Below are 26,478 nucleotides of genomic sequence, written 5' to 3'. Positions count from 1 at the left end.
CATCCGTATTCCGGTGCACATGATCGAGACGATCAACAAGCTCAACCGTATTTCCCGCCAGATGCTGCAGGAAATGGGTCGCGAACCGACCCCGGAAGAGCTGGGCGAACGCATGGAAATGCCTGAGGACAAGATCCGCAAGGTACTGAAGATCGCCAAAGAGCCGATCTCCATGGAAACCCCGATCGGTGACGACGAAGATTCGCACCTGGGCGACTTCATCGAGGACTCGACCATGCAGTCCCCGATTGACGTAGCCACGGTCGAAAGCCTCAAGGAAGCCACCCGCGACGTGCTCTCGGGGCTGACCGCACGCGAAGCCAAAGTGCTGCGCATGCGTTTCGGTATCGACATGAACACCGACCACACCCTTGAAGAAGTGGGCAAGCAATTTGACGTAACCCGTGAGCGGATTCGTCAGATCGAAGCGAAGGCGTTGCGCAAACTGCGCCACCCGACCCGCAGCGAGCACTTGCGCTCCTTCCTCGACGAGTGATGACAAAACCCCGGCTCAGGCCGGGGTTTTTCTTTTCTGCCTTTTGAAACCTCCGCGCCCCTGTAGGAGCGGCCTTGTGTCGCGATCGGGCTGCAAGGCAGCCCCCGGGATTGAGCATCAAGCATGTATTGCCGGGGCCGCTTTGCGGCCCAATCGCGACACAAGGCCGCTCCTACACAAAGCCCTGCACCTGCAAGGCCCTGTTGTATCTGACAAAAGACCCCACCTCTCGCTGCACATCTGCAGCAATGCCCGTCTACACTCGAGTTCAGACCACCTGAATGCGAGGCTGCCATGTCCTTGAAGCCGGCCATTCTGTTGCTGCTTCTGATTCTATGGAACACAACGGCCGGCGCCCTGACCCTGACAGACGAGGAGAAAGCCTGGCTGGCTGCCCACCCGCAGCTGAGCCTGGGCGTAGACGCCTCTTGGCCACCGTTCGAGTTTCGCGACCAGGAGGGCCGGTACCAGGGATTGGCCGCCGATTACATCGCCATGATCCAGCAACGCCTGGGTGTGACGCTAAAACCGGTCGAACCCAGCAGTTGGACCGAAGTACTGGCGCAGGCGCGGGAAAACCGCATCGATCTGCTGCCTGGCATCATGTCCACGCCCGAGCGCCAAGGCTACCTGGCGTTTACCCGCCCTTACCTCGACTTCCCCATTGTCATTCTTGCCCACAAAGGCGGTGCGCAGCCGCGCAACCTGGACGATCTCTACGGCCTGAAGATCGCCGTGGTAGAGAACTATGCCCCGCATGAACTGCTACGCACCCACCACCCCGACCTCAACCTGGTGGCGCTACCCAACGTCAGCTCTGCCCTGCAAGCCCTGGCCACCGACCAGGTGGATGCGGTGGTCGGCGACCTTGCATCGAGCATCTGGAGCCTGCGCCAGCTCAAGCTTGATGGCCTGTACGTCAGTGGTGAAACGCCCTACCGCTATCAGTTGGCCATGGCGACACCGCGCGACAAGAACATTCTGGTGGGCATTCTCGACAAAGTGATTGCCGACATGAGCAGCAGCGAGGTCAACCAGATCCAGCAGCGCTGGGTAGGCAATGTGGTCGACCAACGGATGTTCTGGTCGGACCTGCTGCTTTATGGCCTGCCAACGGTGCTGCTGCTGATGGGCGTGCTGGCTGTTGTCATCCGCATCAACCGCCGGCTCAGCTCGGAAATCTCCCGGCGCATTGCCCTGGAGCAAGAGCTGCGCAGCAGCGAGTACCACTACCGCGGCCTGGTCGAGAGCCTGTCAGCTATCGCCTGGGAAGCCGATGCCAACGACTTCAACTACAGCTACGTCTCACCGCATGCCGAAGACCTGCTCGGCTACCCGCTGAGCGATTGGCTCAAACCGGGCTTCTGGCGCAGCATCCTGCACCCGGAGGACGCCCTCTGGGCCCAGGCCTACTGCGACAGTGAAACCGCAGCAGGCCGTGACCACAGCCTGGACTACCGGGTAATCCGGGCCGACGGCCAGCCGCTGTGGGTACGCAATATCGTCAGCATGATCGAACACGGCCACCAGCCGGTGATGCGCGGGCTGATGATCGATATCAGCGAAACCAAGCGCACCGAAGATGCCCTGCGCCTTTCCGAGCAAAAGTTCGCTTCGGTGTTCCAGCAGTGCCCCGACATTTTGCTGATCGCCCGCCACGGCGACGGCTGCCTGCTGGAGGTGAACGAAGCCTTCGAGGAACAGATCGGCCTTACCCCGGCCCAGGTCATCGGGCGCACGGCCACCGACCTGAACCTGTGGGGGGTAGAGGGCACGGGCCCCCTGCTGCTTGAACGACTGCACCAGGGCGGCATCCGCAACCTGGAAATGAGCTTCCGCCGCAGCAACGGCCAACTGTTCACCGGTCTCACCTCAGCCGAAACCTTCGAGCTCGACGGCACGCCCGCGCTGGTGGTGGCCGTACGCGACATCAGCCAGCTCAAGGAAACCCAGGAGCAGTTGCAAACCTCGGAAGAGAAGTTCGCCAAGGCCTTCCACGCCTCCCCCGACGGCCTGCTACTGTCGCGTCAAAGCGACGGCTTGCTGCTTGAGGTTAACGAAGGCTTCTGCCGCCTCACCGGCTACGACCTCAACCCGACCATCGACCAGACCTCGCTGGACCTGGGAATATGGGTCGACCTCAACGAGCGCAAGCGCCTGGTCGACCAGCTCAACCGCGACGGCTTCGTGCGTGACTTCACTTGCCACATCCGCCGCAGCGACGGGCAGATCCGCCTGTGCGAGCTATCTGCCAGGCCGCTACCGATTGCCGGCGTCGATTGCATGCTGACCATCGCCCGCGACATCACCGAACGCTACCTGATGCAGGAAAAACTGCAGCTGGCCGCCACCGTTTTCGAGAACACCGCCGAGGGCGTGCTCATCACCGACATCGACCAGCGCATCAGCGCCGTGAACCGCGCCTTCAGCGAAATCACCGGCTACAGCGAAATCGAAGCCCTGGGCCAAACCCCGCGCCTGCTTGCCTCCGGCCAGCATGACAGCGCCTTCTATGCCGCCATGTGGCACCAGCTTACCGCCGAAGGCCACTGGCAAGGCGAGATCTACAACAAGCGCAAGAATGGCGAACTGTACCCCGGCTGGCTGACCATCAGTGCCGTGCGCAACAGCGAGCGCGAAATCACCCATTTCGTTGCGGTTTTTGCAGACATTTCCAGCCTCAAGCACGCCCAGGCCAAGCTCGATTACCAGGCCCACCACGACCCGCTGACCGGCCTGCCCAACCGGGCCCTGTTCGAGAACCGCTTGCAGGCTGTACTGACCTGCGCACAAGTGTCCAACCGCCAGGGTGCGGTGCTGTTCCTCGACCTCGACCGTTTCAAGCACATCAACGACAGCCTCGGCCACCCGGTTGGTGACCTGCTGCTCAAGGGCATCGCCCAACGCCTGAAGGAGCAGGTGCGTGACGTCGACACCGTGGCCCGCCTGGGTGGCGACGAGTTCATCATCCTGCTGCCCGGCCTGCACAAGCCCAGCGACGCCAGTACCATCGCCAACAAGCTGCTGGCCTGCTTCGTCGCGCCGTTCCAGGCGGGTGAGCATGAGTTCTTCACCAGCGCCAGCATCGGAATCAGCCTTTATCCACAGGACGGCACCGACGTTGCCACGCTGATCCGCAACGCCGACGCGGCCATGTATCGCTCCAAGGCCAAAGGCCGCAACCGCGTCGAAGCCTATACCCGCGACCTCACCGCCCAGGCCAGCGAGCGCATTGCCCTGGAACACGAATTGCGCCGCGCCGTCGAACGCAACGAAATGAGCCTGTGCTTCCAGCCCAAGCTCAGCCTCAAGACGCAGAGCCTGGTAGGCGCCGAAGCGCTGATCCGCTGGAGCCACCCCACGCTGGGTGAGGTGCCACCGGAGCACTTCATCCACCTGGCGGAAGAGAACGGCACCATACTCCAGCTCGGCGACTGGGTACTGGAGCAAGCCTGCCGTCAAATGCAGGCGTGGAAGCAGAACTACGAACCCTTCGGCCCATTGTCGATCAACCTGGCCGGTGCCCAGCTACGCCAGCCGCACCTGGCCCGACGCATCGAACAGTTGCTCAAGCACTACCAGCTCAAGGCAGGTGACCTGCAGCTGGAGATCACCGAAAACTTCATCATGAGCCAGGCTGAAGAAGCCTTGGCCGTGCTGTACCAGCTGAAGAAACTGGGCGTGCAGTTGGCCATTGACGACTTCGGCACCGGTTATTCGTCACTGAGCTATCTCAAGCGCCTGCCGCTGGACATCCTCAAGATCGACAAGTCGTTCATCCGCGGCCTGCCCGACGACCCACACGACGCCGCCATCGCCCGGGCAATCATCGCCCTGGGCCGCAGCATGCAGCTGACCATCATTGCAGAGGGCGTGGAAAACCAGGCCCAGCAGCGTTTTCTGGCAGCGGAAGGGTGTGAGCAGATCCAGGGCTACATCGTCAGCCTGCCGCTGCCGCCAGAGGAATTTGCGGCAGCGTTTCTTCGCATAGCACTATCGGATCTTTCAGATGGCACTGGTGCGAAACCCTCGTTATAATCCGGCCACTTACTGAGGGCCTATAGCTCAGTCGGTTAGAGCAGAGGACTCATAATCCTTTGGTCCACGGTTCGAGTCCGTGTGGGCCCACCAGATACGAAAAAGCCGCGCTATTGCGCGGCTTTTTCATGCCTGGCCCATGCCTAGCGACTACTCCAGCCGCGGCCACATCTCCACCTGCCGCGGATTGTAGAAGGTCATCCCAGCCGGAATATCCCGCGTAACCAGCGACATAGCGCCAATCACCACGTCATCACCAATGTCGATACGGTCGGCAACGATGCAACTGTTGGCGCCCATGCTCACGTTGTCGCCGATACGTAGCGCGTAGTCTTCCAGCCCGAGCGTCTTGATGCCAATCGAGCAGTTCTGACGAATGAAGAAGTTGCGCCCGATGCTTACGTGCCGGGTGATCACTACCCCCGGTAGATGGGCGATGCGCAGGCCGGGGGCGATCTGGGCGCCGATGTCGATGTCCATGGCGTACTTGAGGTTGAGGCGCTGCTGCATGCGCCGGGCGTGGCGCCGGGCCAGGCCGCCGCGGGCGTCGAGGTACTGGGCCAGGCGGTAGGTGAAGAGGAAACGCAGTTTGTTGTCCTTGCGTGCGCGGCGTAGCACGTTGAACAGCAGGCTGATTCGGCGTCCGGGCCTTTTCTTGTTGGAGACTTCCAGTCGCCAGCATTCGAGCAGGTGGTCGAGGTTCACACTGGGGTTCTCGTTGGACTAGCGTTTCATCATGCCGCATTAGCACCTGAGACGCAGCCATCGGGGCATACGCGATCCCTTTGTGGGAGCGGGCGTGCCCGCGAAACAGGCAACGCGGTGGATGGCACGGGCTTCGCCCGTGTTCGCGGGCACGCCCGCTCCCACAGTGTGACGTGCTCTTGCCCTGCTTGCCGTTGGCTGGCTAGGCTAGCGGGCCAACCGTAGAGACTCGCCATGTCGGATTCCCGCTCCATCACGCTGGATGAAATCGATCGCCAGCTGATCGCCCTGCTACAGATCAACGCCCGTGAAAGCGTCGCCACCCTCGCCCGCCAGCTGGGCATCGCCCGCACCACGGTCAACTCGCGCCTGGAGCGGCTGGAGAAGAACAAGGTCATCTCAGGCTACGGCGTGCGCCTGGGCCAGAGTGTGATCGGCGGCGGGCTGCAGGCATATGTGGGGATCAAGGTGCAGCCGCGCTCCGGCAAGGAAGTGGTGCGGCGTTTGAGTGCCATGGGGCAGGTGCAGCAGTTGTGCGCGGTGAGCGGCGAGTTCGACTATGTGGCCTGGCTGCGCACGGATTCACCCGAACAGCTGGACCAGTTGCTCGACCAGATCGGCAGTGTCGACGGGGTAGAGAAGACCACCACGTCGATCATTCTCAGCAGCAAGGTGGACCGCGGGCAGCCGCTCTGAGCGGGCTGGCGGTCAGGCTTCCTGGCCGTCGAGCAGGCCATCGAGGATTGCCGAAAGGCTTTCGGCAGAATGCTGCATTGACCAGAAACGGTGGCAGCCCTCACAGGCTCTGTCTGGGTTACATCCCGCAACTCAGTGGCTCTCAGATAATCCGCCGATGTGTATAGGCTGGAAAGCGAACGGATTGACAGACCTCGCCTACCCCACCAAACTATACGCAGGTTACGTACAAAAAATGGAAGCTGTCATTGTTGAACTCCCCCCGTTCGAACGTCACCGAACCAGCTATCTAAATGACCAGGATTTTCGTCTCTTACAGCTGCTCTTGATGAAGGATCCCTTCGCCGGGGATGCGATCAAGGGCACCGGTGGTCTTAGAAAACTGAGGTTCGCTGACACCCAACGCCACAAGGGCAAGCGAAGTGGGATCCGGGTCATCTACTACTTTTGGCTTCCCGGCCATCAATTCTGGTTGTTCACGGTGTACGGCAAAGACATGCAGGATGACTTGACTGATTCCCAGCGAAAAGCGCTGAGAACGATGCTTGAACGCGAATACCTGTTGAGGACAAACCATGCCCCGCAACCTGTTCACTGAACTCACGGAAGGCTTCGACGCCCTAGCTGAGGAACGCCAAGGCAAAAAAACCCTACGTTCGCACAAAGCCAGCCTCGCCGAGCTGGCCCCTTTGGCCCCCAACGAACTGCTGGAGCTGCGTCAGCGTCTCAACATGTCCAGGGCAGTGTTCGCGAACCATCTGCGAACCAATGCCAGAACGCTGGAGAACTGGGAGCAGGGCCGTTCCAGGCCCAATGCGCAAGCAGTCGCACTAATTCGTCTGGTGCAGAAATACCCTGAGACAGTGGACCATTTGGCATCTTTGGCGTGATTCGTCAAAAGCACTCTTATAAAGTTAAATACGACGAACAAAGCTACATTAAGGCAATACTCTGCACCTTAATAACGAACGCTCCACTCCCTAAAATGACCCCTAGCCATCTCCTATACTCAGGCTCCGCTCCCCGCGCAGCCCCTCTGGCAAGGTCACTTCATGAACAAGAAAAACCGCCACCCCGCCGACGGCAAGCAGCCGATCACCATCTTCGGCCCGGACTTCCCGTTCGCCTTCGACGACTGGCTGGAACACCCCGCTGGCCTGGGCAGCATCCCGGCTGAGCGCCATGGTGAGGAAGTGGCCATCGTGGGTGCCGGTATCGCCGGCCTGGTGGCGGCTTACGAACTGATGAAACTGGGCCTCAAGCCGGTGGTGTACGAGGCCTCCAAGCTGGGTGGCCGGCTGCGTTCGCAGGCCTTCAACGGCACCGACGGCATCATCGCCGAACTCGGTGGCATGCGCTTCCCGGTGTCGTCCACCGCCTTCTACCACTATGTGGACAAGCTGGGCCTGGAGACCAAGCCCTTCCCCAACCCGCTCACCCCGGCTTCGGGCAGCACCGTGATCGACCTTGAAGGCCAGACCTACTACGCCGAAAAAACCACCGACCTGCCCAAGCTGTTCCACGAAGTGGCCGACGCCTGGGCAGATGCGCTGGAAAGCGGTGCCCAGTTTGCTGACATCCAGCAAGCCATTCGTGACCGCGACGTGCCGCGCCTGAAAGAACTGTGGAACAAGCTGGTACCGCTGTGGGACGACCGCACCTTCTACGACTTCGTCGCCACCTCGCGCTCGTTCGCCAAGCTGAGCTTCCAGCACCGTGAAGTGTTCGGCCAGGTCGGCTTCGGCACCGGTGGCTGGGACTCGGACTTCCCCAACTCGATGCTGGAAATCTTCCGTGTGGTCATGACCAACTGCGACGACCACCAGCATCTGGTCGTCGGCGGTGTGGAGCAGGTGCCACAAGGGATCTGGCGCCATGTGCCGGAGCGCTGCGCCCACTGGCCGGAGGGCACCAGCCTGAGCGGCCTGCATGGCGGTGCACCGCGCACCGGGGTGAAACGCATTGCCCGTGCCGCCGATGGCCGCCTGGCGGTTACCGACAACTGGGGCGACACCCGCCACTACGGCGCCGTGCTCGCCACCTGCCAGACCTGGCTGCTGACCACCCAGATCGACTGCGAGGAATCGCTGTTCTCGCAAAAGATGTGGATGGCCCTGGACCGCACCCGCTACATGCAGTCGTCGAAAACCTTCGTCATGGTCGACCGGCCATTCTGGAAGGACAAGGACCCGCAAACCGGCCGCGACCTGATGAGCATGACCCTCACCGACCGCCTCACTCGCGGCACCTACCTGTTCGACAACGGCGACGACAAGCCGGGGGTGATCTGCCTGTCCTACGCCTGGATGAGCGACGCGCTGAAGATGCTGCCGCACCCGGTGGAAAAGCGCGTGCAGCTAGCCTTGGATGCATTGAAGAAGATCTACCCGAAGACCGATATCGCCGGGCATATCATTGGCGACCCGATCACCATTTCCTGGGAAGCCGACCCGCACTTCCTTGGCGCCTTCAAGGGCGCGCTGCCGGGCCACTACCGCTACAACCAGCGCATGTACGCGCACTTCATGCAGCAGGACATGCCTGCCGAGCAGCGCGGCATGTTCATCGCCGGTGACGACGTGTCGTGGACCCCGGCCTGGGTGGAAGGTGCGGTGCAGACCTCGCTGAATGCGGTGTGGGGTATCATGAACCACTTCGGTGGCCGCACCCACGCGGACAACCCCGGCCCTGGCGACGTGTTCGACGAAATCGGCCCGATCGCCCTGGCGGACTGACACAAGGAGGCAGCATGCGCATTGCTCTGTTCCAGGGCATACCCAAGCCACTGGACGTGCCCGGCAACCTGCAACGGCTGCGCCAGCAGGCGCAGCTTGCAGCTGAACGCGGTGCGCAGTTGCTGGTGTGCCCGGAAATGTTCCTTAGCGGCTACAACATCGGCCTGGCCCAGGTCGAGCGCCTGGCCGAAAGCGCTGATGGCCCGGCAGCCATGGAGGTGGTGGAGATCGCCCAGGCGCACCGCATCGCCATCGTCTATGGCTACCCGGAGCGGGGCGATAACGGGGCGATATTCAACAGTGTGCAGTTGATCGATACGCACGGCCGTAGCCTGAGCAACTACCGCAAGACCCACCTGTTCGGCGAACTGGACCGCGCTATGTTCAGTGCAGGTCCCGACCACTTCCCGGTGGTGGAGCTGGATGGCTGGAAGGTCGGCCTGCTGATCTGCTACGACATCGAGTTCCCGGAGAACGCCCGGCGCCTGGCGCTGGATGGCGCCGAGCTGATCCTGGTGCCGACGGCGAACATGGCTCCTTACGACTTCGTCTGCCAGGTGACGGTGCGGGCGCGGGCGCAAGAGAACCAGTGCTATCTGGTGTATGCCAACTATTGCGGCGCGGAAGACGAGATCCAGTATTGCGGGCAGAGCAGCATCATTGGCCCGGATGGCAGCCTGCTGGCCATGGCTGGGCGGGATGAATGCCAGTTGCTGGCGGAGCTTGAGCATGAGCGGGTGGTGCAGGGGCGCCAGGCCTTCCCTTATCTGGACGATTTGCGCCAGGAGTTGCACCTGCGTAAAGGCTGAAGGCCCTTTCGCGGGCATGCCCGCTCCCACAGGATTCGCGTCAATCTGAACATCACACCGTACCTGTGGGAGCGGGCAAGCCCGCGAAGAGGCCGGGCCTGCCAACAAATGGGTTAGCATGGAAACCAGCCACTGGAGCCCCCATGCCTGACGCCACCCGCCACCCCACCCTCGCCAACGGCTTGCAGCTTACCCTACGCCACGCCCCGCGCCTGAAGCGTTCGGCAGCCGCCCTGCGGGTGCACGCCGGCAGCCACGACGCGCCTGGTAAATGGCCCGGCCTGGCTCACTTTCTCGAGCACCTGTTCTTCCTCGGCACCCCACGCTTCCCCCTGCACGACGGCCTGATGCGTTACGTACAGGCGCTCGGCGGCCAGGTCAACGCCAGCACCCGGGAACGCGTCACCGATTTTTTCTTCGAAGTGCCCCCGTATGCTTTGGCCGGAGGGCTTGAGCGCCTGTGCCAGATGCTGGCCGAACCAGACCTGGGCATCGAGCGCCAACGCCGCGAGCGTGAAGTGATTCACGCAGAGTTCATTGCCTGGTCGCGCAACCCGCAGGCCCAGCAACAGTTCGCCTTGCTGCAATCAGCGGCACCGGGCCACCCGCTGGGCGCCTTTCACGCCGGTAACCGGCACACCCTGGCTTTGCAGGATCCAGCCTTCCAGCAGGCCCTTGGCGGCTTTCACCAGCGTTTCTACCAAGGCGGCCAGATCGTCTTGAGCCTGTGCGGCCCACAGCCGCTCGACGAGCTGGAGCAACTTGGCCGGCGGAATGCCGAGTTGTTCGCAACAGGCCAATGCATGCCCCAAACCCAGCCACCGCCACTGTCGGCGAAGAATACCCCGCTTGTTTTCGCTCACGAGAACCTGCCAGCTGGCGCCGAGCCAGCCCTTGAGCTGCTGGTTGCCAGCCTCGGCGACAGCCGCCCGGGAACCTGGCTGGATGCCCTTCGTCAGCGTGGCTGGCTGCAAAGTTTCAAGGCCGAAAAGCTCTACGCCTTCGCCGGGCAGCTACTTTGGCACATCGACCTGCAACTCAGCGCAGACGCCAGACCGGGCGATGCCCATGCCCTGTTGCAAGGGTGGTTCAGCTTCATCCGTCAGGCCGACCTTGAACAGCTGAACAGCGAATTCGGCCTGCTGCAGCACAGCCGTGAATTCAGCGCCAGCGCGCTTGAGCTGGCCCGTCGCGACAGCACAGGGCAGCCGTTCGCCAAACTGGATGCGCAAGCCATGCAAGCCCTGCGCAGGCTGCTGGAAGGCCTGCCGAGCCATGCACACGGGCAATGGCAACTGCCCGAGGTCGACCCTTTACTGATCGCAGATTTGCCCACTGGTGCAGCACACCCTTTGCCGAAAGCTTTGAAGCTCTGCGACCAGCTGCCTGGCACTCGCCAGTACGTCGCGCTTTATCTGCGCTGGCATGTGCAATCGCCCCTGCGCCAACACATGCAGGGCGTGATTGAACAAGTGCTTGCCCCGCTGCAAGCGCGCTGCGAACGTGCAGCGGTGCAGTTGCAGTTCAGTGCAGCTGGTGAGCACTGGCAGTTGCGCTGCGCCGGGCTGCCGGCGGCGGTGCTTCGCACTGTAGAGCAGGCCCTGGCCTTGATGCTCAAGCCGCCAGCCAGTTGCTGGCAGCCGCGCACGGCAAAGCTACCGGCACTGATCCCGATCAGGGCCTTGATCAAGCACTTGCCCGACGCGGTACTGAATACCCCACCCACGGCGGTAACGGCCTGTACGCTGGCACAGGCGCAACTCGATGACCTGTGGGAGCACGCAAGCTGGCATGGCATGGCAACAGGCTTCGACGATGCCGCGCTAGAGGTCTTGGGTAGTGCGTTGCAGCATTGTCCCGGGCAAGGCTCGCGACCTGTCCCCTTGCCCACGTGGGCCAACCATCGCTGGCAGCACGTCGACGTAGCGGGCAGCGAACATGCCCTGTTGTTGTTCTGCCCATTGCCAGCGGCCAACGAGGCCAGCGGCCGCCTGCTTGCGCAGCTGCTGCAAGGGCCGGTGTACCAACGCCTGCGGGTAGAACTGCAACTGGGCTATGCCGTATTCAGCGCCTTTCGTCAGGTCGAGGGCGTCAATGGCTTGCTGTTCGGCGTGCAGTCACCCCATACCAGCCCGGCACAGATCCTCGACCACTTGCTCACCCTGCTGCGCGAGGGTGTCACCCTTGACCCGGCCGCCCAGCAGGCCCTGGCCGGGCAATTCGACGAACCCGCCATGGCCAACGCCGATGTCGCCGAGTGGGCATGGCAGACACACCTGGCTACACAACCCGCCAAGCTGGATGTACTGCGCAGGGCTATCCTGAACACGCGGCAGACGGATCTGGACCACCTACTGGGTACCCTGCTTGATGCAGGTTCATCCTGGCTATGTTTGGCCAACGCTGCCGCGCCACACCCTGACTGGCAATAAGCCTAACCGGTGATTGTTACGCAAAGCGCAAAGGCGCTTTCCGAATAATTAACCTTTCGGTACAAAATTTTCTTGTAAGATAGCGCAATCCCAGTTCCGGGAACCTCCTGCGCATGGTGGTACCCAAGTAGTAGCTGAGTAACCCCAAAACCCATCCAGAAGGAGTAATCCCATGTGGACCAAACCTGCTTACACTGACCTGCGTATCGGCTTCGAAGTCACCATGTACTTCGCTAGCCGCTAAGCCAGGCTTGCGGTACCACGCCTCGGCCCGCCGGGGCGTTTTCGTTTTTTAGCAACGGATTTTCGCACAGCAAAGAGAGTGACCATGCACATCCAGGTTCTCGGCTCCGCCGCCGGTGGCGGGTTCCCACAGTGGAATTGCAACTGCGTCAACTGCAAGGGCTTTCGTGACGGCACCCTGCGGGCCACGGCGCGCACCCAGTCGTCCATCGCCCTGTCCGACGACGGCGTACACTGGGTGCTGTGCAACGCCTCGCCCGATATCCGCGCCCAGCTCCAGGCCTTTGCGCCCATGCAACCGGCCCGGGCCCTGCGCGACACCGGCATCAACGCCATCGTGCTGCTGGACAGCCAGATCGACCACACCACCGGCCTGCTCAGCCTGCGTGAAGGCTGCCCGCACCAGGTGTGGTGCACCGACATGGTCCACCAGGACCTCACCACCGGCTTCCCGCTGTTCAACATGCTCAGCCACTGGAACGGTGGCCTGCAGTGGAACCGCATCGAGCTGGAAGGCAGCTTCGTTATCGAGGCCTGCCCAAACCTCAAGTTCACCCCGTTCCCGCTGCGCAGCGCCGCACCGCCCTACTCACCGCACCGTTTCGACCCGCACCCGGGCGACAACCTGGGCCTGCTGGTCGAAGACACCCGCACCGGCGGCAAGCTGTTCTACGCCCCGGGCCTGGGCCGGGTAGACGACAAGCTGCTGGCGATGATGCACGGCGCCGACTGCCTGCTGGTCGACGGCACGCTGTGGGAAGACGATGAAATGCAGCGCCGTGGCGTGGGCACCCGCACCGGCCGCGAAATGGGCCACCTGGCGCAGAACGGCCCCGGCGGCATGCTGGAAGTGCTCGACGGCTTCCCACGGCAGCGCAAGGTACTTGTCCACATCAACAACACCAACCCGATCCTCGATGAAGACTCGCCCGAACGCGCCGAAGTGCTGCGCCGGGGTGTGGAAGTGGCCTTTGATGGCATGAGTATCGAGTTGTAAAAAGTCAGCGAGGCCACACGAGCCCCTGTGGGAGTGGTGTGTCGGGCCAGAGAATCGTTTACAGGAGCCAGCCGAATGAGCGACGCACTGCCAATGTCCCCTGCCGAATTCGAGCAGGCCCTGCGCGCCAAGGGCGCCTATTACCACATCCATCACCCGTACCATTTGGCGATGTACCAAGGGCGCGCTACCCGCGAACAGATCCAGGGTTGGGTGGCCAACCGCTTCTACTACCAGGTCAACATCCCGATGAAGGATGCCGCGATCCTGGCCAATTGCCCGGACCGCGAAGTGCGCCGCGAGTGGATCCAGCGCCTGCTCGACCACGATGGCGCACCCGGTGAAGACGGCGGCATCGAAGCCTGGCTGCGCCTGGGCCAGGCGGTCGGCCTCGACCCGGACCAGCTGCGCTCGCAAGAACTGGTACTGCCCGGCGTGCGCTTCGCCGTGGACGCCTACGTCAACTTTGCCCGCCGCGCCAGCTGGCAGGAAGCGGCCAGCAGCTCGCTGACCGAGCTGTTTGCCCCGCAAATCCACCAGTCGCGCCTGGACAGCTGGCCACAGCACTACCCCTGGATCGACCCGGCCGGCTACGAGTACTTCCGCACCCGCCTTGGCCAGGCCCGGCGTGACGTGGAGCACGGCCTGGCCATTACCCTGCAGCACTACACCACCCGCGCGGGCCAGGAGCGTATGCTGGAGATCCTGCAGTTCAAGCTGGATATCCTCTGGAGCATGCTCGACGCCATGAGCATGGCCTACGAGCTGAACCGCCCGCCTTATCACTCCGTCACCCAGGACCGGGTGTGGCACAAGGGGATCACCCTATGAGTTTCGACCGCAACCAGGTGCCGAACTGGCGCCCCGGCTACCGTTTCCAGTACGAGCCGGCGCAAAAGGGCCATGTGCTGCTGTACCCCGAGGGCATGATCAAGCTCAACGAAAGTGCCAGCCTGATCGGTGGCCTGATCGACGGCCAGCGTGACGTGGCGGCCATCATCAGCGAACTCGAACAGCAATTCCCCGATGTGCCGGAAGTGGCCGACGACATCGAGCAGTTCATGGAGGTGGCCCGTGCCGAACACTGGATCGTCCTCGCCTGAGTTGCCGCCCACGCCCGCGGTCGGCCTGCCCCTGTGGCTGCTGGCCGAGCTGACTTATCGCTGCCCGTTGCAGTGCCCGTACTGCTCCAACCCGCTGGACTTTGCCGCCCAGGGCCAGGAGCTGAGCACCGAACAGTGGTTCAAGGTGATGGCCGAAGCGCGGGAAATGGGCGCCGCGCAAATCGGCTTTTCCGGTGGTGAGCCGCTGGTGCGCCAGGACCTTGCCGAGCTGATCGGCGAAGCCCGGCGCCTGGGTTACTACACCAACCTGATCACCTCAGGGATAGGCCTGACCGAGGCGCGCATCGCCGACTTCAAGAAGGCCGGCCTGGACCATATCCAGATCAGCTTCCAGGCCAGCGACGAGCAGGTCAACAACCTGCTGGCCGGCTCGAAGAAAGCCTTTGCGCAAAAGCTGGAAATGGCCCGTGCCGTAAAAGCCCACGGTTACCCGATGGTGCTCAACTTCGTCACGCACCGGCACAACATCGACAAGATCGACCGCATTATCGAGTTGTGCATTGCCCTGGACGCCGATTTCGTCGAGCTTGCCACCTGCCAGTTCTACGGCTGGGCGCACCTCAATCGGCTGGGCCTGCTGCCAACCCGTGCGCAACTGGAGCGGGCCGAGCGCATCACCAACGAATACCGGAGCAAGCTCAAGGCCGAGGGCAACCCGTGCAAGCTGATCTTCGTCACCCCGGACTACTACGAAGAGCGCCCCAAGGCCTGCATGAATGGCTGGGGCAACCTGTTCCTCACCATCACCCCGGACGGCACCGCGCTGCCCTGCCACGGCGCCCGGCAGCTGCCCGTGCAGTTCCCCAATGTACGTGACCATGACTTGCACCATATCTGGTACGAGTCGTTCGGCTTCAACCGCTTCCGTGGTTATGAGTGGATGCGCGAACCGTGCCGCTCCTGTGACGAAAAAGAAAAGGACTTCGGCGGCTGCCGCTGCCAGGCCTTCATGCTGACCGGCGATGCCAGCAACGCCGACCCGGTGTGCGCCAAGTCGGCCGACCACGGCATCATCCTCAAGGCCCGCGAGGAGGCGGAAACCGCCCAGCTCGCCATTGAACAGATGACCTTCCGCAATGATAGAAACTCACGTGTCATCGCCCGCGGCTGAGTTCAGCGCGGCGCAGGCGGTTGCCGCCGGTACCGACTTTGCCGAACTCAAGGTCAGTGCCGACGGGGTGTTCTGGATCGAATTTCGCCCGGCCGACGGTGCGTGCCGGATCTGGCACTGGCTGTACTGCCAGGCCCGCTGCCTGACCCCGGATGGTTTCAGCGTGCGCAGCCGGGTCTACGAATATGGCGGTGGCAGCTTTTGCCTGGGTGGCGACGGGCTGGTGTTCGTCAACGAAAAGGACCAGCAGGTCTACACCCAGTCGCTGGGCGATTTGCAACCGCGCGCGCTGACCCAGGATGCCAGTTGCCGCTACGGCGATGTGCAGTGGCACGCTGGCCAGGTGCTGGCCGTGGAGGAGCGCCATGCCGAGCAGGTGGAGCATCGCCTGGTCGCTTTGGGTGACAGCAGCCGCGAGGTGCTCGCCGAGGGTGCTGATTTCTACGCCTCACCTACCGTGAGTGCCGATGGCATGCGCCTGGCGTGGATTGAATGGGACCGCCCGGCCCAGCCCTGGACCGTCACCCGGTTGATGTGCCGTGCACGCGACAGCAGTGGCCACTGGGGGCCAGCGCAGTGCGTGGCCAACGATGTTGAATCGCTGCAACAGCCACGTTTCGATGCCGAAGCCCGACTCTACTGCCTGTCCGACCGCAATGGCTTCTGGCAGCCTTGGGGTGAGGTCGATGGCCAATGGCAGGCGTTGCCTGCCGGGCCTGCGGACCACGCGGCTGCGCCCTGGCAATTGGGCAGTTGTACCTGGCTAGCGCTGAGCCCGCAAAGCTACCTGGCCAGCTGGTTCAAGGATGGCTTCGGGCAAATGGGGCTGCGTCATGGAGATGGCCGCATGGAACGCTTCGCCAGTGCCTATACACGCTTTCGCAGCCTGGCCATGGATGCCCAGCACCTCTATGCCATTGCCGCCTCGCCCATCAGCCCACCGGCAGTGATTGCCATTGACCGCATCAACCACGAGGTCCGCGTGCTGGCCGGTGGTGCCGAAATGCTGCCGGCAGAGCAGATCAGCCTGCCACAGTCGATCCACTATGGCAGCGACGGCGAACTGGCCCATGGTTTCTTCTATCCGCCAGCGCAATCGCAAGGCGCCGCACCGCTGGTGGTGTTCATCCACGGCGGGCCGACGTCGGCCTGCTATCCCGTGCTCGACCCGCGCATCCAGTACTGGACTCAACGCGGCTTTGCCGTGGCAGACCTGAACTACCGGGGCAGCACGGGCTACGGCCGGGAGTACCGCCAGGCACTGCACCTGCGCTGGGGCGAAAGCGATGTGGCCGATGCCTGCGCAGCGGTTGAATACCTGGCGGCTCAAGGCTTGGTAGACAAGCGTAAGGCCTTCATCCGTGGGGGCAGTGCCGGTGGCTACACCACACTGTGTGCACTGGCGTTTCATGACGTGTTCCGCGCCGGCGCCAGCCTGTACGGGGTCAGCGATCCGGTTGCGCTTGGCCACGCTACGCACAAGTTCGAGGGCGATTATCTGGATTGGCTGATCGGCGATCCGCAACAGGATGCGCAGCGCTATCGCCAGCGCACGCCGCTGCTGCATGCGGGACAGATCAAGGTGCCGGTGATTTTCTTCCAGGGTGAGCTGGATGCAGTGGTAGTGCCGGAGCAGACGCGTTCAATGCTGGCGGCATTGCAGGCTAACGGGATCGAGGCTGAAGGGCATTTCTATGCGGGCGAGCGGCACGGGTTCCGCAACGCGGAGAATCTGGCCCATGCGCTGGAAGAAGAGTGGAAGTTCTATTGCCGGGTGTTGAAGGCTTGAGATCATGGGGCCGCTTTGCGGCCCTTTCGCGACACAAGGCCGCTCCTACAAGGGTTCGCGATCCCCTGTAGGAGCGGCCTTGTGTCGCGATGGGCTGCAAGGCCGCCCAAGGGCCTCAGCGCTTGGCGATGATGTACACCGCGTGCACGATCCCTGGAATGTACCCCAGCAAGGTCAGCAGAATATTCAGCCAGAACGCCCCGCCAAACCCCACCTGCAAGAACACACCAAGCGGCGGCAGGATGATGGCAATGATGATGCGGATAAAGTCCATGTGAGTCTCTCCTGAAGGGGTTACATCACAGACTAGCCGCCCGCCGCAGAGGTTCCACAGGCAAAAAAAAACGCCCCGGGCCGAATGAAACAGGCCAGGGGCGATGCGCAGGAACGCCAGACGGTTCGTAGAATTCTTTAACGTGCCACTAAGCCGGAACTTCGCGGCGAGCCTGCTGCTGGGCATGCAGGCGGGCAAAGGCGCGCGCCAGGCGCAGCAGCATTTCGTCGATGTTGCCCTTGCTCACGGTCAGCGCCGGTGAAAAACGCACCACATCCGCTTGCGGAGCATTCAGCAGCAAGCCTTCGTGCAGGGCCGCAGCCACCAGCTCACGGGCCAGGTTTTCTTTCAGTTGCAGGGCCCACAGCAGGCCTTGACCGCGCACTTCACCCTGGCCATAGCGCCCCGCCAGGCGGCTCAGGCCTTCGCGCAAATGGCGGCCGTTGTCCTGCACCTGCGCGAAGAAGCCAGGCTCCAGCACCGTGTCCAGCACCGCCAGGCCGGCGGCGCACATCAGGGCGTTGCCGTGGTGGCTGCCTTCCAGCTCGCCGGGTTCGGCGCAGCATGCCGTGCCCCGGGCCAGCAAGGCGGCCAGCGGCACTCCACCCCCCAGGCCTTTGCCCAGGGTGATGATGTCGGCGCGCACACCGTACGTTTCTTCGGCCAGCAACGCACCGCAACGGCCAATTCCGGTCTGCACCTCATCGAGGATCAGCAGGATGCCCAGTTCGCGGCACAGTGTTTCCACGCCCTTGAGGTATTCCTGCGTGGCGGGGATCACACCTGCCTCGCCCTGCACAGGCTCAAGCATGATCGCCACGGTGCGCGAATCCACTGCGGCATGCAGGGCAGCCAGGTCATTGAACGGCACCTTGCTGAAGCCCGGCAGGCCAGGTTCGCAGCGGTTGCACGGCAGCGGGTCGGACGCCGACAGCGCGCCCAGGCTGCGGCCATGGCAGGCCTGGCTGGCCGTGATGATGTGATACGCGCCGTTGCGGTGCAGCTGGCCCCACTTGCGTGCCAGCTTGATCGCACCTTCGCAGGCCTCGGCCCCGCTGTTGAGCAGGTAAGCCTGGTCGCTGCCAGTGCTCTGGCACAGGCGGTTGACCAGCCCCAGCAGGCCTCGGCTATGGAAACCCGAGCCCGGGTTTATCAACGCCTGGGCCTGGTTGCCCAGCGCTTTCACCAGCACGCTGGGGCTATGGCCCAGGCTGTTGACCGCACCGCCCTGGGTGAAGTCCAGATAGGCGTGCCCCGCGTTGTCCCACAACCAGGAACCCTGGCCCCGCACAAACACCTGCTCGGCACGCTCGGCACTTGGCATCAGGCGATCACGCGACAACTCAGGCACTTGCGGCACGATTACCGGCGCACGCTTGGGCTCGGCGACAGCGGCAGGGGCCGAGCGGCGCAGGTTGAACAGGTTCATCAGGGCTCCAGCCAATCACGGTAAAGGGCGGCAACGGTGCGGTCTTGGTGCCGGCACTCGATATTTTGCCTTGCCTATCAAAAGTGTTTTTCATCCGGGGTAACAATCGACCGATTCATCGCTGTAACCCGTTGGAATACGGCGATAGACTAGGCTTCGCGAGGGTTTTCGACCATTTCGTTTTTCCAGCATTTTCGATAAGTGTTACTTATGGATTTCCGCCAACTGCGTTATTTCGTCGCGGTGTACGAAGAGGGCCATGTTGGCCGTGCCGCCGAGCGCCTGTCGTTGTCGCAGCCGGCGCTCTCCCAGCAGATCCGCCAGCTGGAACACAGCCTTGACCTGAGCCTGTTCGAACGCAGCAACAAGCGCCTGCTGCCCACCCTGGCTGCCCATACCCTCTACAACCACGCCTTGCCATTGCTCGATGGCCTGCAGCGCGCCCACGAGGCCATGCGCAACTTCAAGGGCCAGTCGCTGCGCACCTTGGCCATTGGCGTATTGCAGACCGTGCGGCCAAGCCTGGTGCCGCAGTTGCTCGAACGGCTACGCAAGGCACAGCCACACCTGGTGGTGCAGATCTATGAATTGTCGGGGCTGGAAATCGAACGGCGCCTGCTCAATGGCAGCCTGGACATCGGCATCAGTTACCTGCCGCCACGCCAGCCCGGGCTGCATGGCCTTTTGCTCTATGAAGATGAGCTGCAGTTGGTCATCCCCGACACTCATCCCCTGAAGGACTTCAGGAAGGTGTCCATCCGCCAGGCCGCCGAGTTGCCCATGCTGATGCTGGGCGAGGAATACCAGATCCGCCAGATCTGGCAGGCGCAGCTGGCCAGCCAGGGGCGGCGGCCACATGTGCAGGCGGAGATGAACAACATGGCAGGGATTCTCGACAGCCTGTCGCACACAGCGCTGGCGACCATCCTGCCGGGGCGGGCCAAGGAAGCGGCTGAGGATGACCAGGGCCTGCTGTGGAAGCCATTGAGCGAGCCGCGGGTGCCGCTGAAGGTTGGCCTGGTGTTTCGTGATGCCCAGCGCCAGCAGGCCTCTGTGGAGCTGCTGCGCACGCTGCTGGAAGAAGAAACTGACGCCCGGCTGCCAGGGGCATCAGCGCTGGATGTGCTGGCCTGAAAAAACACGCGCACAAAGAAAACCCCGCCGAAGCGGGGTTTCCCAGACTGTTTCCCTGTGACATCCGTATCGCCCCGCCATCCTGGCAGGTGGTCCTTCGTCGCCGTCCTTGGTCTGTCCTTTGCGCTTCCTGCGCAACGTCCATGTGGTAAAGATTAACCGTGGATCCAATCTGAGAACAGTGGTGAAAAGTCACCACGTCGTGTAGGAAAAAGCTTACAAGGGCGAGGCATTCGCAGATACACCCTGAATGAGGGCCGCGTTGCGGCCCGATCGCGACACAAGGCCGCTCCTACAAGGTCCTGGACACGCCGATCAGTGTAGGAGCGGCCTTGCGTCGCGATGGGCTGCAAAGCAGCCCCAAAGTCCCTCAGAACTGCTCAGCATCCAGCAAGTACAACGACTCACTCCCCGCCTTCACCGAAGCCACCAGCGAATCCACCCGTGGCAGCAACCGCGCAAAGTAGAACCGCGCCGTGCCCAGCTTGCCCGCATAGAACGCCGCATCCCCCTCACCCGCCTGCGCCGCCCGCGCCATCAATGCCCACATGTAGGCATAGGCCACGTAACCAAAGGCATGCAGGTACTCGACCGACGCTGCGCCAATTTCGTTCGGGTTGCCTTTGGCCTGTTCCAGCACCCACTCGGTCAACCCGTCGAGCTGGTCCAGGCTGGCCGCCAACGGCTTGGCAAATTCGGCCAGCTCTCCGCCTGCGCTGGCAATGAACTGGCGGATCTCGTCAGAGAACAACCGGTAGTACGCCCCACCGCTGGCCACTACCTTGCGCCCCATCAGGTCAAGAGCCTGAATGCCGTTGGTGCCTTCGTAGATCTGGGTAATGCGCACATCGCGCACCAGCTGCTCCTGCCCCCACTCACGGATGTAACCATGCCCGCCAAACACCTGCTGGCCGTGCACCGTGCTCTCCAGCCCCAGGTCGGTGAGGAACGCTTTGGCCACCGGCGTCAGCAGTGCCACCAGCTCTTCGCTGCGCTTGCGCACGGCGGCATCTTCGCTGTACTTGGCACTGTCCAGCTGCATGGCTACATAGGTGGAGAAAGCGCGGCCACCCTCGATTTGCGCCTTCATGGTCAGCAGCATGCGGCGCACGTCCGGGTGGACGATGATCGGGTCGGCGGCCTTGTCTTTGGCTTGTGGGCCGGTCGGGGCGCGGCTTTGCAGGCGGTCACGGGCGTATTCCACGGCGTTCTGGTAAGAGCGTTCGGCAGACGCCAGGCCTTGGATACCAACGCCCAGGCGCTCGTAGTTCATCATGGTGAACATGGCGGCCAGGCCCTTGTTCGGCTCACCGACAATGTAGCCCACCGCTTCATCGAAGTTCATAACGCAGGTGGCCGAAGCCTGGATGCCCATCTTGTGCTCGATCGAACCGCAAGTGGCCGGGTTGCGTGCGCCAAGGCTGCCGTCTTCGTTGACCAGGAACTTGGGCACCAGGAACAGCGAAATACCTTTCGGCCCCGCCGGCGCGTCCGGCAGCTTGGCCAGCACCAGGTGGATGATGTTCTCGGTCAGGTCGTGCTCGCCACCCGTGATGAAGATCTTGGTGCCGCTGACCTTGTAGCTGCCATCCGCCTGGGGCTCGGCCTTGGTGCGGATGATGCCCAGGTCGGTACCGGCATGTGGCTCGGTCAGGCACATGGAGCCGGCCCACACGCCGGCGTACATGTTCGGCAGGTACTTTTCCTTCAGCGCTTCGCTGGCATGGGCATTGATCGACAGGCAAGCGCCCGCGGTCAGCATCGGGTACAGGCCAAACGCCAGGCTGGAGGCGTTGACCATTTCTTCTACCTGCGCCGAGATGGCCTTGGGCATGCCCATGCCGCCGAACAGCGGGTCGCCGCCCACGCCCACCCAGCCGCCTTCGGCGTAAGTGTTGTAGGCCTCGATGAAACCGGCAGGGGTGCGGACTGCACCGTTGTGCCAGTGGCAACCTTCTTCATCCGCGGCGCGGCTGAGCGGCGCAATGGACTTGGCGGTGACCTTGCCGGCTTCTTCCAGCACGGCCATGGCAGTGTCGGCATCGACAACGTCGGCCAGCCCGGGCAACTGCGCCCACTGCTCGGCCACGTTGAAGACTTCATTCAGTACGAAGCGCATGTCGCGCAGCGGCGCTTTATAGTCAGCCATGACAACCTCTCGCTAGTCGGGTCTTGGCGGTCTCGGGGAACCGCGACACTGGGGTTACTGGCAGTGTAACCGAACAACTTTTACGAGACATAGGGTCATCAACGGACCGTATGGTCTATTTCAGTCACGCGGTACGCACTGCCCCACGCTGCGATTGTTGCCCATGCACCATGACACAATTGCGCCCTGCACCTTTGGCGCTGTACAGCGCCTGGTCGGCGGATTTGAGCACTGCTTCGGGGTTGCGGTGATCAGCCTGGCGCTCGGCCACGCCAATACTGATAGTGACCGATACCGTGCCGCCAGCACTGCCCGCCCGCCGCTGACGACCGGCGGTATCGTCCTGCGGGCGGTTGCTCTGGTCGCGCAGGTGCATCACATAGTTGGCGATCACCTCGCGCACCGCTTCCACGTGGGGCACGCATTCCTCGGCCGTCTTGCCAGCGAACACCAGGGCAAACTCCTCGCCGCCATAACGGTAGGCCCGGCCGCCTCCGGTCACCTTGGACAAACGGCTGGCCACCAGGCGCAACACTTGGTCGCCGACATCATGGCCATGGGTATCGTTGAATTTCTTGAAGTGGTCGACATCGGTCATGGCGATCACATAGTTACGCCCCAGGCGCTGCATGCGCTCGTTCAGCGCACGGCGCCCCGGCAGGCCGGTCAGTTCGTCGCGGAAGGCCATCTGGTAAGCCTCGTGCGCTACCGCCGCGGCGATCATCAGCATCACCTGGCTGCACATGATGTTCAGGGTGAACGGCAGGATGAACGTTTGCGGCAGCATCCAGAAGATGCCCAGCAGGCCCGTTATCAGCGCAGCGTGCAGAGGCCGCGGTGCGCGCAAGTATTGCACCACCAGCAGGATGAACACGCCGATGAACAAGGGGTAGACCAGCTGGATCAGGCTCATCCACTGGCCATGCAGGGCGGGCCAGCGGATTTCCGCCAGCCAGGTCAGCAGGGCTTCGGGGAAGCTTTGTTCGAGCGCCACTGCCACGCTGCCCACGGCGAACAGCACGGCGCCGCGTGCGACCAGGTCCTGCAGCAGGTGAGTACGTTCCTGCCAGGCGCCATACAGCCCGAACAGCGCGGGGAGCAGCAGGCATACGAGGTGGAATATCACCGCGGCGTCCTCGCGCACGCGGCCATGGTCACGGTAGAAGTCGGTCTGTGTGTCGAGCAGGAAGTAGGCGATGTACACGGTGAGCATCATGAACAGCTCACGCTGGCGGCGGTAAACCGCGCAGTAGGCGCCGCCCAGCAACAGAACCAAGGTGGGCAGGACATTGAACAGCGATGTGAAAAAGACACTGAGGTCTCTCACGTAGGCCGCAGCGAGCCCTGCCAGCAACAAAACGAGCGATGGCAGAAAGTGGCTTGCGCGAACAGCGTTAAAACGAAACAAGGGTAATCTCCAACCCGGCAGATCAATAGTGGCATTGTGCCCTTACTTCATCGGCAGTGCACATGAACAGTTGAATACCAGTTCAGACGCGATTTTTTGTAGGAGCGGCCTTGTGTCGCGAAAGGGGCGCGAAGCGGCCCCAGGATTTCTGCCAAAGCGAAGATTGCTGGGGCTGCTGCGCAGCCCGATCGCGACACAAGGCCGCTCCTACAAAGGCACCGCGCTGAAGCGGGATGAATAAAAAAAACCCGCCTGCCGGTGATGGCAGGCGGGTTTTCGGTACAACCGATGAATCAGTACGACAGGCCGAAGTTTTCTTCGTCCATCGCCATCAGGTTGTTGGCACCCGACAGCATGGTCGCCACGTGGGTACGGGTACGCGGCAGGATACGCTGGAAGTAGAAGCGCGCAGTCTGCAGCTTGGCGGTGTAGAACGCCTCTTCGCTGGTACCGGCTGCCAGCTTCTCGGCCGCCAGGCGGGCGATGTCGGCCCAGAAGTAGGCCAGGCAGGCATAACCGGAATACATCAGGTAATCGACCGAAGCCGCGCCCACTTCTTCGCGGTCCTTCATGGCGGCCATGCCCACTTTCATGGTCAGCTCGCCCCACTCCTTGTTGATTGCCGCCAGCGGTTCGACGAATTCCTTGACCGCTTCGTTACCTTCCTGCGCCTGGCAGAACTTGTGCACGATCTTGGTAAAGCCCTTCAGTGCTTCGCCCTGGGTCATCAGCACTTTACGGCCCAGCAGGTCCAGCGCCTGGATGCCGGTAGTGCCTTCGTACAGCATGGAGATACGGCTGTCGCGCACGTTCTGCTCCATGCCCCACTCGGCAATGAAGCCGTGGCCGCCATAGATCTGCACGCCATGGTTGGCCGCTTCGAAGCCGACTTCGGTCATGAACGCCTTGGCGATCGGGGTCAGGAACGCCAGCAGGGCATCGGCCTTCTTGCGCTCTTCTTCGTCCTGGCTGTACTTGACGATATCCACCTGCTTGGCGGTGAAGTACACCATCGCACGGTTGCCTTCGGCGAAGGCTTTCATGGTCAGCAGCATGCGACGCACGTCCGGGTGGACGATGATCGGGTCAGCAGCCTTGTCCGGCGCTTTCGGGCCAGTCAGCGAACGCATCTGCAGGCGCTCACGGGCGTACTTCAGGCCACCCTGGAACGCCACCTCGGCGTGGGCCAGGCCTTGCAGCGCGGTACCCAGGCGAGCAGTGTTCATGAAGGTGAACATGCAGTTCAGGCCTTTGTTGGCCGGGCCGATCAGGTAACCGGTGGCCGCATCGAAGTTCATCACGCAAGTGGCGTTACCGTGAATGCCCATCTTGTGCTCGATAGAGCCGCAGCTCACACCGTTGCGCTCCCCCACGCCGCCTTCGGCATTGGGCAGGAACTTCGGCACGATGAACAGCGAAATACCTTTGGTACCGGCCGGTGCATCCGGCAGGCGGGCCAGGACGATATGGACGATGTTGCCGGCCATGTCATGCTCACCGGCCGAAATGAAGATTTTGGTGCCCGACACTTTGTAGCTGCCGTCGGCCTGTGGTTCGGCCTTGGTCCGCAGCATGCCCAGGTCGGTACCACAGTGTGGCTCGGTCAGGCACATGGTGCCGGTCCACTCGCCGGACACCAGCTTGGTCAGGTAGGTGTGCTGCTGCTCTTCGGTGCCGTGCGCAGAAATGGTGTTCATCGCGCCATGCGACAGACCTGGGTACATGCCCCACGACCAGTTCGAACCACCGACCATTTCGCTCAGGGCCAGGCCCAGCGACTCTGGCAGGCCTTGGCCACCGTGCTCGATGTCATGGGCCAGGCTCGGCCAGCCGCCTTCGACGAACTGCTCGTAGGCCTCTTTGAAGCCAGTCGGGGTTTTCACGCCCGATTCGCTCCAGGTGCAGCCTTCCTGGTCACCCACACGGTTCAGCGGCGACAGCACCTGCTCACAGAACTTCGCACCTTCTTCAAGGATCGCGTCGACCATGTCGGGCGTGGCGTCCTGGCAGCCCGGCAGGCTCTGATAGTGCGCCTCATAGCCAAGCAGTTCGTCGCGAACGAAGCGGATATCACGCAAGGGGGCTTTGTAATCAGGCATTGCGATGAACCTCTGGGTCAGTTCTGTGGGGGTGACCAGCTCTTGGCGGCCGTCTTATCAAACAGTTGTTTGAAACTTACGTTTAGCTCCGCATTCTGTCAAGGAGGGACTATGGTGCCATTTACGCCACGAAAAATGGCGTTTACGCCAAGCCCGAAAAACATCACTCCCCCTGTGGGAGCGGGCATGCCCGCGAAGAGGCCAGACCAGGCAATAGAGGTGCCTGACCTGACGCATTCGCGGGCATGCCCGCTCCCACAGGGGATGTGTGTGTGTGATTCGAATAGGCGCCCGGTCAGGCGTAGGTATCGATGATCCGACCGAGCATTTCGTCGGAAGCCTTGACGACTTTTGCGCCAAGCTCGACTTCGGTCTTGCCCACGGCCTGTTGCACCACGCTGGTAGCCAGGTCCATCTGCTGGCTGCGGTCGACCGCGCGCAGGCGTTCAGCCTGAAAATCGCTGGACTGGCTGGTGGCGGTGCGTTCGGCGGCGGTGTTGGCGATCTGGCTTGCAGCCTGATCGACGCGGTTCTGGCCGGTGTGGATTGCGCTCAGGCCCGCGTAATAGGCGGAGCTACCGGTGATTTCCATGTCAGGACTCCATTGACGCTGGATAACGAACAGGCTCAATTAAAGCAGGCCTGTGGTGAAAAGGCCCGTTTAAATCCCTAATGGCCTGGTGCCAGCTGATAGGCCTTGGGTATTCCTGCGCCAGCCTCTTCGCGGGTAAACCCGCTTGTATGGTAGGACTTGAAGGGAGGAGGAGGGTCATAACTCGCTTCTGACTGTTCGCGCAGTACAGACCGTGG

The 26,478-nt window shown here is 62.5% G+C and carries 22 protein-coding genes and 1 tRNA gene; 16 read left to right on the top strand and 7 right to left on the bottom strand.

Going from position 1 to position 26,478, the window contains the following annotated elements:
• The 3 genes from ACQKPZ_RS25340 to ACQKPZ_RS25330 all read left to right on the top strand — a co-directional run.
• On the top strand, positions 1-496 hold a 496-nt coding region (locus ACQKPZ_RS25340; protein WP_427543534.1), incomplete at its 5' end, for a sigma-70 family RNA polymerase sigma factor.
• 294 nt (positions 497-790) lie between these two features.
• The gene (locus tag ACQKPZ_RS25335) at positions 791-4,534 is read left to right on the top strand and encodes an EAL domain-containing protein (RefSeq protein ID WP_427543531.1); all 3,744 of its coding nucleotides are present in this window, start codon (positions 791-793) and stop codon (positions 4,532-4,534) included.
• 16 nt (positions 4,535-4,550) lie between these two features.
• Positions 4,551-4,627 (top strand) — tRNA-Ile (locus ACQKPZ_RS25330).
• Between the two features lie 57 nt (positions 4,628-4,684).
• On the opposite strand, the gene ACQKPZ_RS25325 is transcribed toward ACQKPZ_RS25330, so the two are convergent.
• Positions 4,685-5,239, bottom strand: a complete 555-nt coding sequence (locus tag ACQKPZ_RS25325) for a serine acetyltransferase (RefSeq protein ID WP_427543528.1) — start codon at positions 5,237-5,239, stop codon at positions 4,685-4,687.
• Between the two features lie 234 nt (positions 5,240-5,473).
• Between ACQKPZ_RS25325 and ACQKPZ_RS25320 the strand changes: the two genes are divergently transcribed.
• The 12 genes from ACQKPZ_RS25320 (at position 5,474) to ACQKPZ_RS25265 (ending at position 17,175) form a co-directional block, all read left to right on the top strand.
• The gene (locus ACQKPZ_RS25320) at positions 5,474-5,935 is read left to right on the top strand and encodes an Lrp/AsnC family transcriptional regulator (RefSeq protein WP_012270181.1); all 462 of its coding nucleotides are present in this window, start codon (positions 5,474-5,476) and stop codon (positions 5,933-5,935) included.
• A 235-nt stretch (positions 5,936-6,170) separates the two neighbouring features.
• Entirely contained in the window at positions 6,171-6,533 is a 363-nt protein-coding gene (locus tag ACQKPZ_RS25315) for a toxin (protein WP_427543526.1), read from the top strand.
• Positions 6,511-6,825 (top strand): helix-turn-helix domain-containing protein, encoded by a 315-nt coding sequence (locus ACQKPZ_RS25310; RefSeq protein WP_427543523.1) that lies wholly within the window; start codon positions 6,511-6,513, stop codon positions 6,823-6,825. The genes ACQKPZ_RS25315 and ACQKPZ_RS25310 overlap by 23 nt, the downstream gene beginning before the upstream one ends.
• A gap of 162 nt (positions 6,826-6,987) precedes the next feature.
• Positions 6,988-8,670, top strand: coding sequence for a flavin monoamine oxidase family protein (locus ACQKPZ_RS25305; protein WP_427543520.1), 1,683 nt, complete (start codon positions 6,988-6,990; stop codon positions 8,668-8,670).
• A 14-nt stretch (positions 8,671-8,684) separates the two neighbouring features.
• Positions 8,685-9,479 carry a carbon-nitrogen hydrolase family protein gene (locus tag ACQKPZ_RS25300; protein WP_427543517.1) on the top strand — a complete coding sequence of 265 codons (795 nt, stop codon included), beginning with the start codon at positions 8,685-8,687 and terminating at the stop codon, positions 9,477-9,479.
• 143 nt (positions 9,480-9,622) lie between these two features.
• Positions 9,623-11,911, top strand: coding sequence for a pyrroloquinoline quinone biosynthesis protein PqqF (pqqF, locus tag ACQKPZ_RS25295; RefSeq protein WP_427543514.1), 2,289 nt, complete (start codon positions 9,623-9,625; stop codon positions 11,909-11,911).
• Positions 11,912-12,083: 172 nt separating this feature from the next.
• A complete protein-coding gene (gene pqqA, locus ACQKPZ_RS25290) occupies positions 12,084-12,155 on the top strand; it encodes a pyrroloquinoline quinone precursor peptide PqqA (RefSeq protein ID WP_008365141.1) in 72 nt (23 codons plus the stop codon).
• Between the two features lie 84 nt (positions 12,156-12,239).
• Positions 12,240-13,151 (top strand): pyrroloquinoline quinone biosynthesis protein PqqB, encoded by a 912-nt coding sequence (pqqB, locus tag ACQKPZ_RS25285; RefSeq protein WP_427543511.1) that lies wholly within the window; start codon positions 12,240-12,242, stop codon positions 13,149-13,151.
• 75 nt (positions 13,152-13,226) lie between these two features.
• Positions 13,227-13,982, top strand: coding sequence for a pyrroloquinoline-quinone synthase PqqC (gene pqqC / locus ACQKPZ_RS25280; RefSeq protein WP_427543508.1), 756 nt, complete (start codon positions 13,227-13,229; stop codon positions 13,980-13,982).
• Complete coding sequence (gene pqqD / locus ACQKPZ_RS25275) at positions 13,979-14,254, top strand: pyrroloquinoline quinone biosynthesis peptide chaperone PqqD (protein ID WP_105947298.1); 276 nt, start codon at positions 13,979-13,981, stop codon at positions 14,252-14,254. The genes pqqC and pqqD overlap by 4 nt, the downstream gene beginning before the upstream one ends.
• Entirely contained in the window at positions 14,226-15,386 is a 1,161-nt protein-coding gene (gene pqqE / locus ACQKPZ_RS25270) for a pyrroloquinoline quinone biosynthesis protein PqqE (RefSeq protein ID WP_427543505.1), read from the top strand. The genes pqqD and pqqE overlap by 29 nt, the downstream gene beginning before the upstream one ends.
• A complete protein-coding gene (locus ACQKPZ_RS25265) occupies positions 15,352-17,175 on the top strand; it encodes a prolyl oligopeptidase family serine peptidase (protein WP_427543503.1) in 1,824 nt (607 codons plus the stop codon). Before pqqE ends, ACQKPZ_RS25265 begins: the two co-directional genes overlap by 35 nt.
• A gap of 115 nt (positions 17,176-17,290) precedes the next feature.
• Here ACQKPZ_RS25265 and ACQKPZ_RS25260 read toward each other — a convergent pair whose 3' ends face one another.
• The gene (locus ACQKPZ_RS25260; protein WP_009681539.1) at positions 17,291-17,449 is read right to left on the bottom strand and encodes a YqaE/Pmp3 family membrane protein; all 159 of its coding nucleotides are present in this window, start codon (positions 17,447-17,449) and stop codon (positions 17,291-17,293) included.
• A gap of 148 nt (positions 17,450-17,597) precedes the next feature.
• Positions 17,598-18,878, bottom strand: a complete 1,281-nt coding sequence (locus ACQKPZ_RS25255; RefSeq protein WP_427543500.1) for an aspartate aminotransferase family protein — start codon at positions 18,876-18,878, stop codon at positions 17,598-17,600.
• 210 nt (positions 18,879-19,088) lie between these two features.
• Here ACQKPZ_RS25255 and ACQKPZ_RS25250 point away from each other — a divergent pair, with 210 nt between their 5' ends.
• Positions 19,089-20,012, top strand: a complete 924-nt coding sequence (locus ACQKPZ_RS25250) for a LysR family transcriptional regulator (protein ID WP_427543497.1) — start codon at positions 19,089-19,091, stop codon at positions 20,010-20,012.
• Between the two features lie 370 nt (positions 20,013-20,382).
• On the opposite strand, the gene ACQKPZ_RS25245 is transcribed toward ACQKPZ_RS25250, so the two are convergent.
• The 4 genes from ACQKPZ_RS25245 to ACQKPZ_RS25230 form a co-directional block, all read right to left on the bottom strand.
• Positions 20,383-22,161: an acyl-CoA dehydrogenase C-terminal domain-containing protein gene (locus ACQKPZ_RS25245; RefSeq protein WP_427543494.1), complete on the bottom strand. Its 1,779-nt coding sequence runs from the start codon at positions 22,159-22,161 to the stop codon at positions 20,383-20,385.
• A gap of 124 nt (positions 22,162-22,285) precedes the next feature.
• A complete protein-coding gene (locus ACQKPZ_RS25240) occupies positions 22,286-23,569 on the bottom strand; it encodes a diguanylate cyclase (protein ID WP_427543491.1) in 1,284 nt (427 codons plus the stop codon).
• A 293-nt stretch (positions 23,570-23,862) separates the two neighbouring features.
• Complete coding sequence (locus ACQKPZ_RS25235) at positions 23,863-25,668, bottom strand: phenylacyl-CoA dehydrogenase (protein WP_391136637.1); 1,806 nt, start codon at positions 25,666-25,668, stop codon at positions 23,863-23,865.
• A 295-nt stretch (positions 25,669-25,963) separates the two neighbouring features.
• Positions 25,964-26,260 carry a pyrroloquinoline quinone biosynthesis protein PqqE gene (locus tag ACQKPZ_RS25230; protein WP_391136634.1) on the bottom strand — a complete coding sequence of 99 codons (297 nt, stop codon included), beginning with the start codon at positions 26,258-26,260 and terminating at the stop codon, positions 25,964-25,966.
• Positions 26,261-26,478 lie beyond the last annotated feature (218 nt).

Source organism: Pseudomonas sp. NPDC089547, from assembly GCF_050280665.1.
In the GTDB taxonomy this organism is placed as follows: domain Bacteria; phylum Pseudomonadota; class Gammaproteobacteria; order Pseudomonadales; family Pseudomonadaceae; genus Aquipseudomonas.
The sequence above is the reverse complement of the archived record's forward strand: the minus strand, read 5'-3'. Positions and strand labels throughout refer to the sequence as shown.

Excerpts from the sequence above, each read along its gene's own strand:
- ACQKPZ_RS25245 (WP_427543494.1), bottom strand. The coding sequence starts at position 22,161 with ATGGCTGACTATAAAGCGCCGCTGCGCGACATGCGCTTCGTACTGAAT.
- pqqB (WP_427543511.1), top strand. The coding sequence starts at position 12,240 with ATGCACATCCAGGTTCTCGGCTCCGCCGCCGGTGGCGGGTTCCCACAG.
- ACQKPZ_RS25315 (WP_427543526.1), top strand. The coding sequence starts at position 6,171 with ATGGAAGCTGTCATTGTTGAACTCCCCCCGTTCGAACGTCACCGAACC.
- ACQKPZ_RS25300 (WP_427543517.1), top strand. The coding sequence starts at position 8,685 with ATGCGCATTGCTCTGTTCCAGGGCATACCCAAGCCACTGGACGTGCCC.
- ACQKPZ_RS25305 (WP_427543520.1), top strand. The coding sequence starts at position 6,988 with ATGAACAAGAAAAACCGCCACCCCGCCGACGGCAAGCAGCCGATCACC.
- pqqD (WP_105947298.1), top strand. The coding sequence starts at position 13,979 with ATGAGTTTCGACCGCAACCAGGTGCCGAACTGGCGCCCCGGCTACCGT.
- pqqF (WP_427543514.1), top strand. The coding sequence starts at position 9,623 with ATGCCTGACGCCACCCGCCACCCCACCCTCGCCAACGGCTTGCAGCTT.
- ACQKPZ_RS25310 (WP_427543523.1), top strand. The coding sequence starts at position 6,511 with ATGCCCCGCAACCTGTTCACTGAACTCACGGAAGGCTTCGACGCCCTA.
- ACQKPZ_RS25235 (WP_391136637.1), bottom strand. The coding sequence starts at position 25,668 with ATGCCTGATTACAAAGCCCCCTTGCGTGATATCCGCTTCGTTCGCGAC.
- ACQKPZ_RS25250 (WP_427543497.1), top strand. The coding sequence starts at position 19,089 with ATGGATTTCCGCCAACTGCGTTATTTCGTCGCGGTGTACGAAGAGGGC.
- ACQKPZ_RS25230 (WP_391136634.1), bottom strand. The coding sequence starts at position 26,260 with ATGGAAATCACCGGTAGCTCCGCCTATTACGCGGGCCTGAGCGCAATC.
- ACQKPZ_RS25265 (WP_427543503.1), top strand. The coding sequence starts at position 15,352 with ATGATAGAAACTCACGTGTCATCGCCCGCGGCTGAGTTCAGCGCGGCG.
- ACQKPZ_RS25335 (WP_427543531.1), top strand. The coding sequence starts at position 791 with ATGTCCTTGAAGCCGGCCATTCTGTTGCTGCTTCTGATTCTATGGAAC.
- ACQKPZ_RS25320 (WP_012270181.1), top strand. The coding sequence starts at position 5,474 with ATGTCGGATTCCCGCTCCATCACGCTGGATGAAATCGATCGCCAGCTG.
- ACQKPZ_RS25255 (WP_427543500.1), bottom strand. The coding sequence starts at position 18,878 with ATGAACCTGTTCAACCTGCGCCGCTCGGCCCCTGCCGCTGTCGCCGAG.
- pqqC (WP_427543508.1), top strand. The coding sequence starts at position 13,227 with ATGAGCGACGCACTGCCAATGTCCCCTGCCGAATTCGAGCAGGCCCTG.
- ACQKPZ_RS25260 (WP_009681539.1), bottom strand. The coding sequence starts at position 17,449 with ATGGACTTTATCCGCATCATCATTGCCATCATCCTGCCGCCGCTTGGT.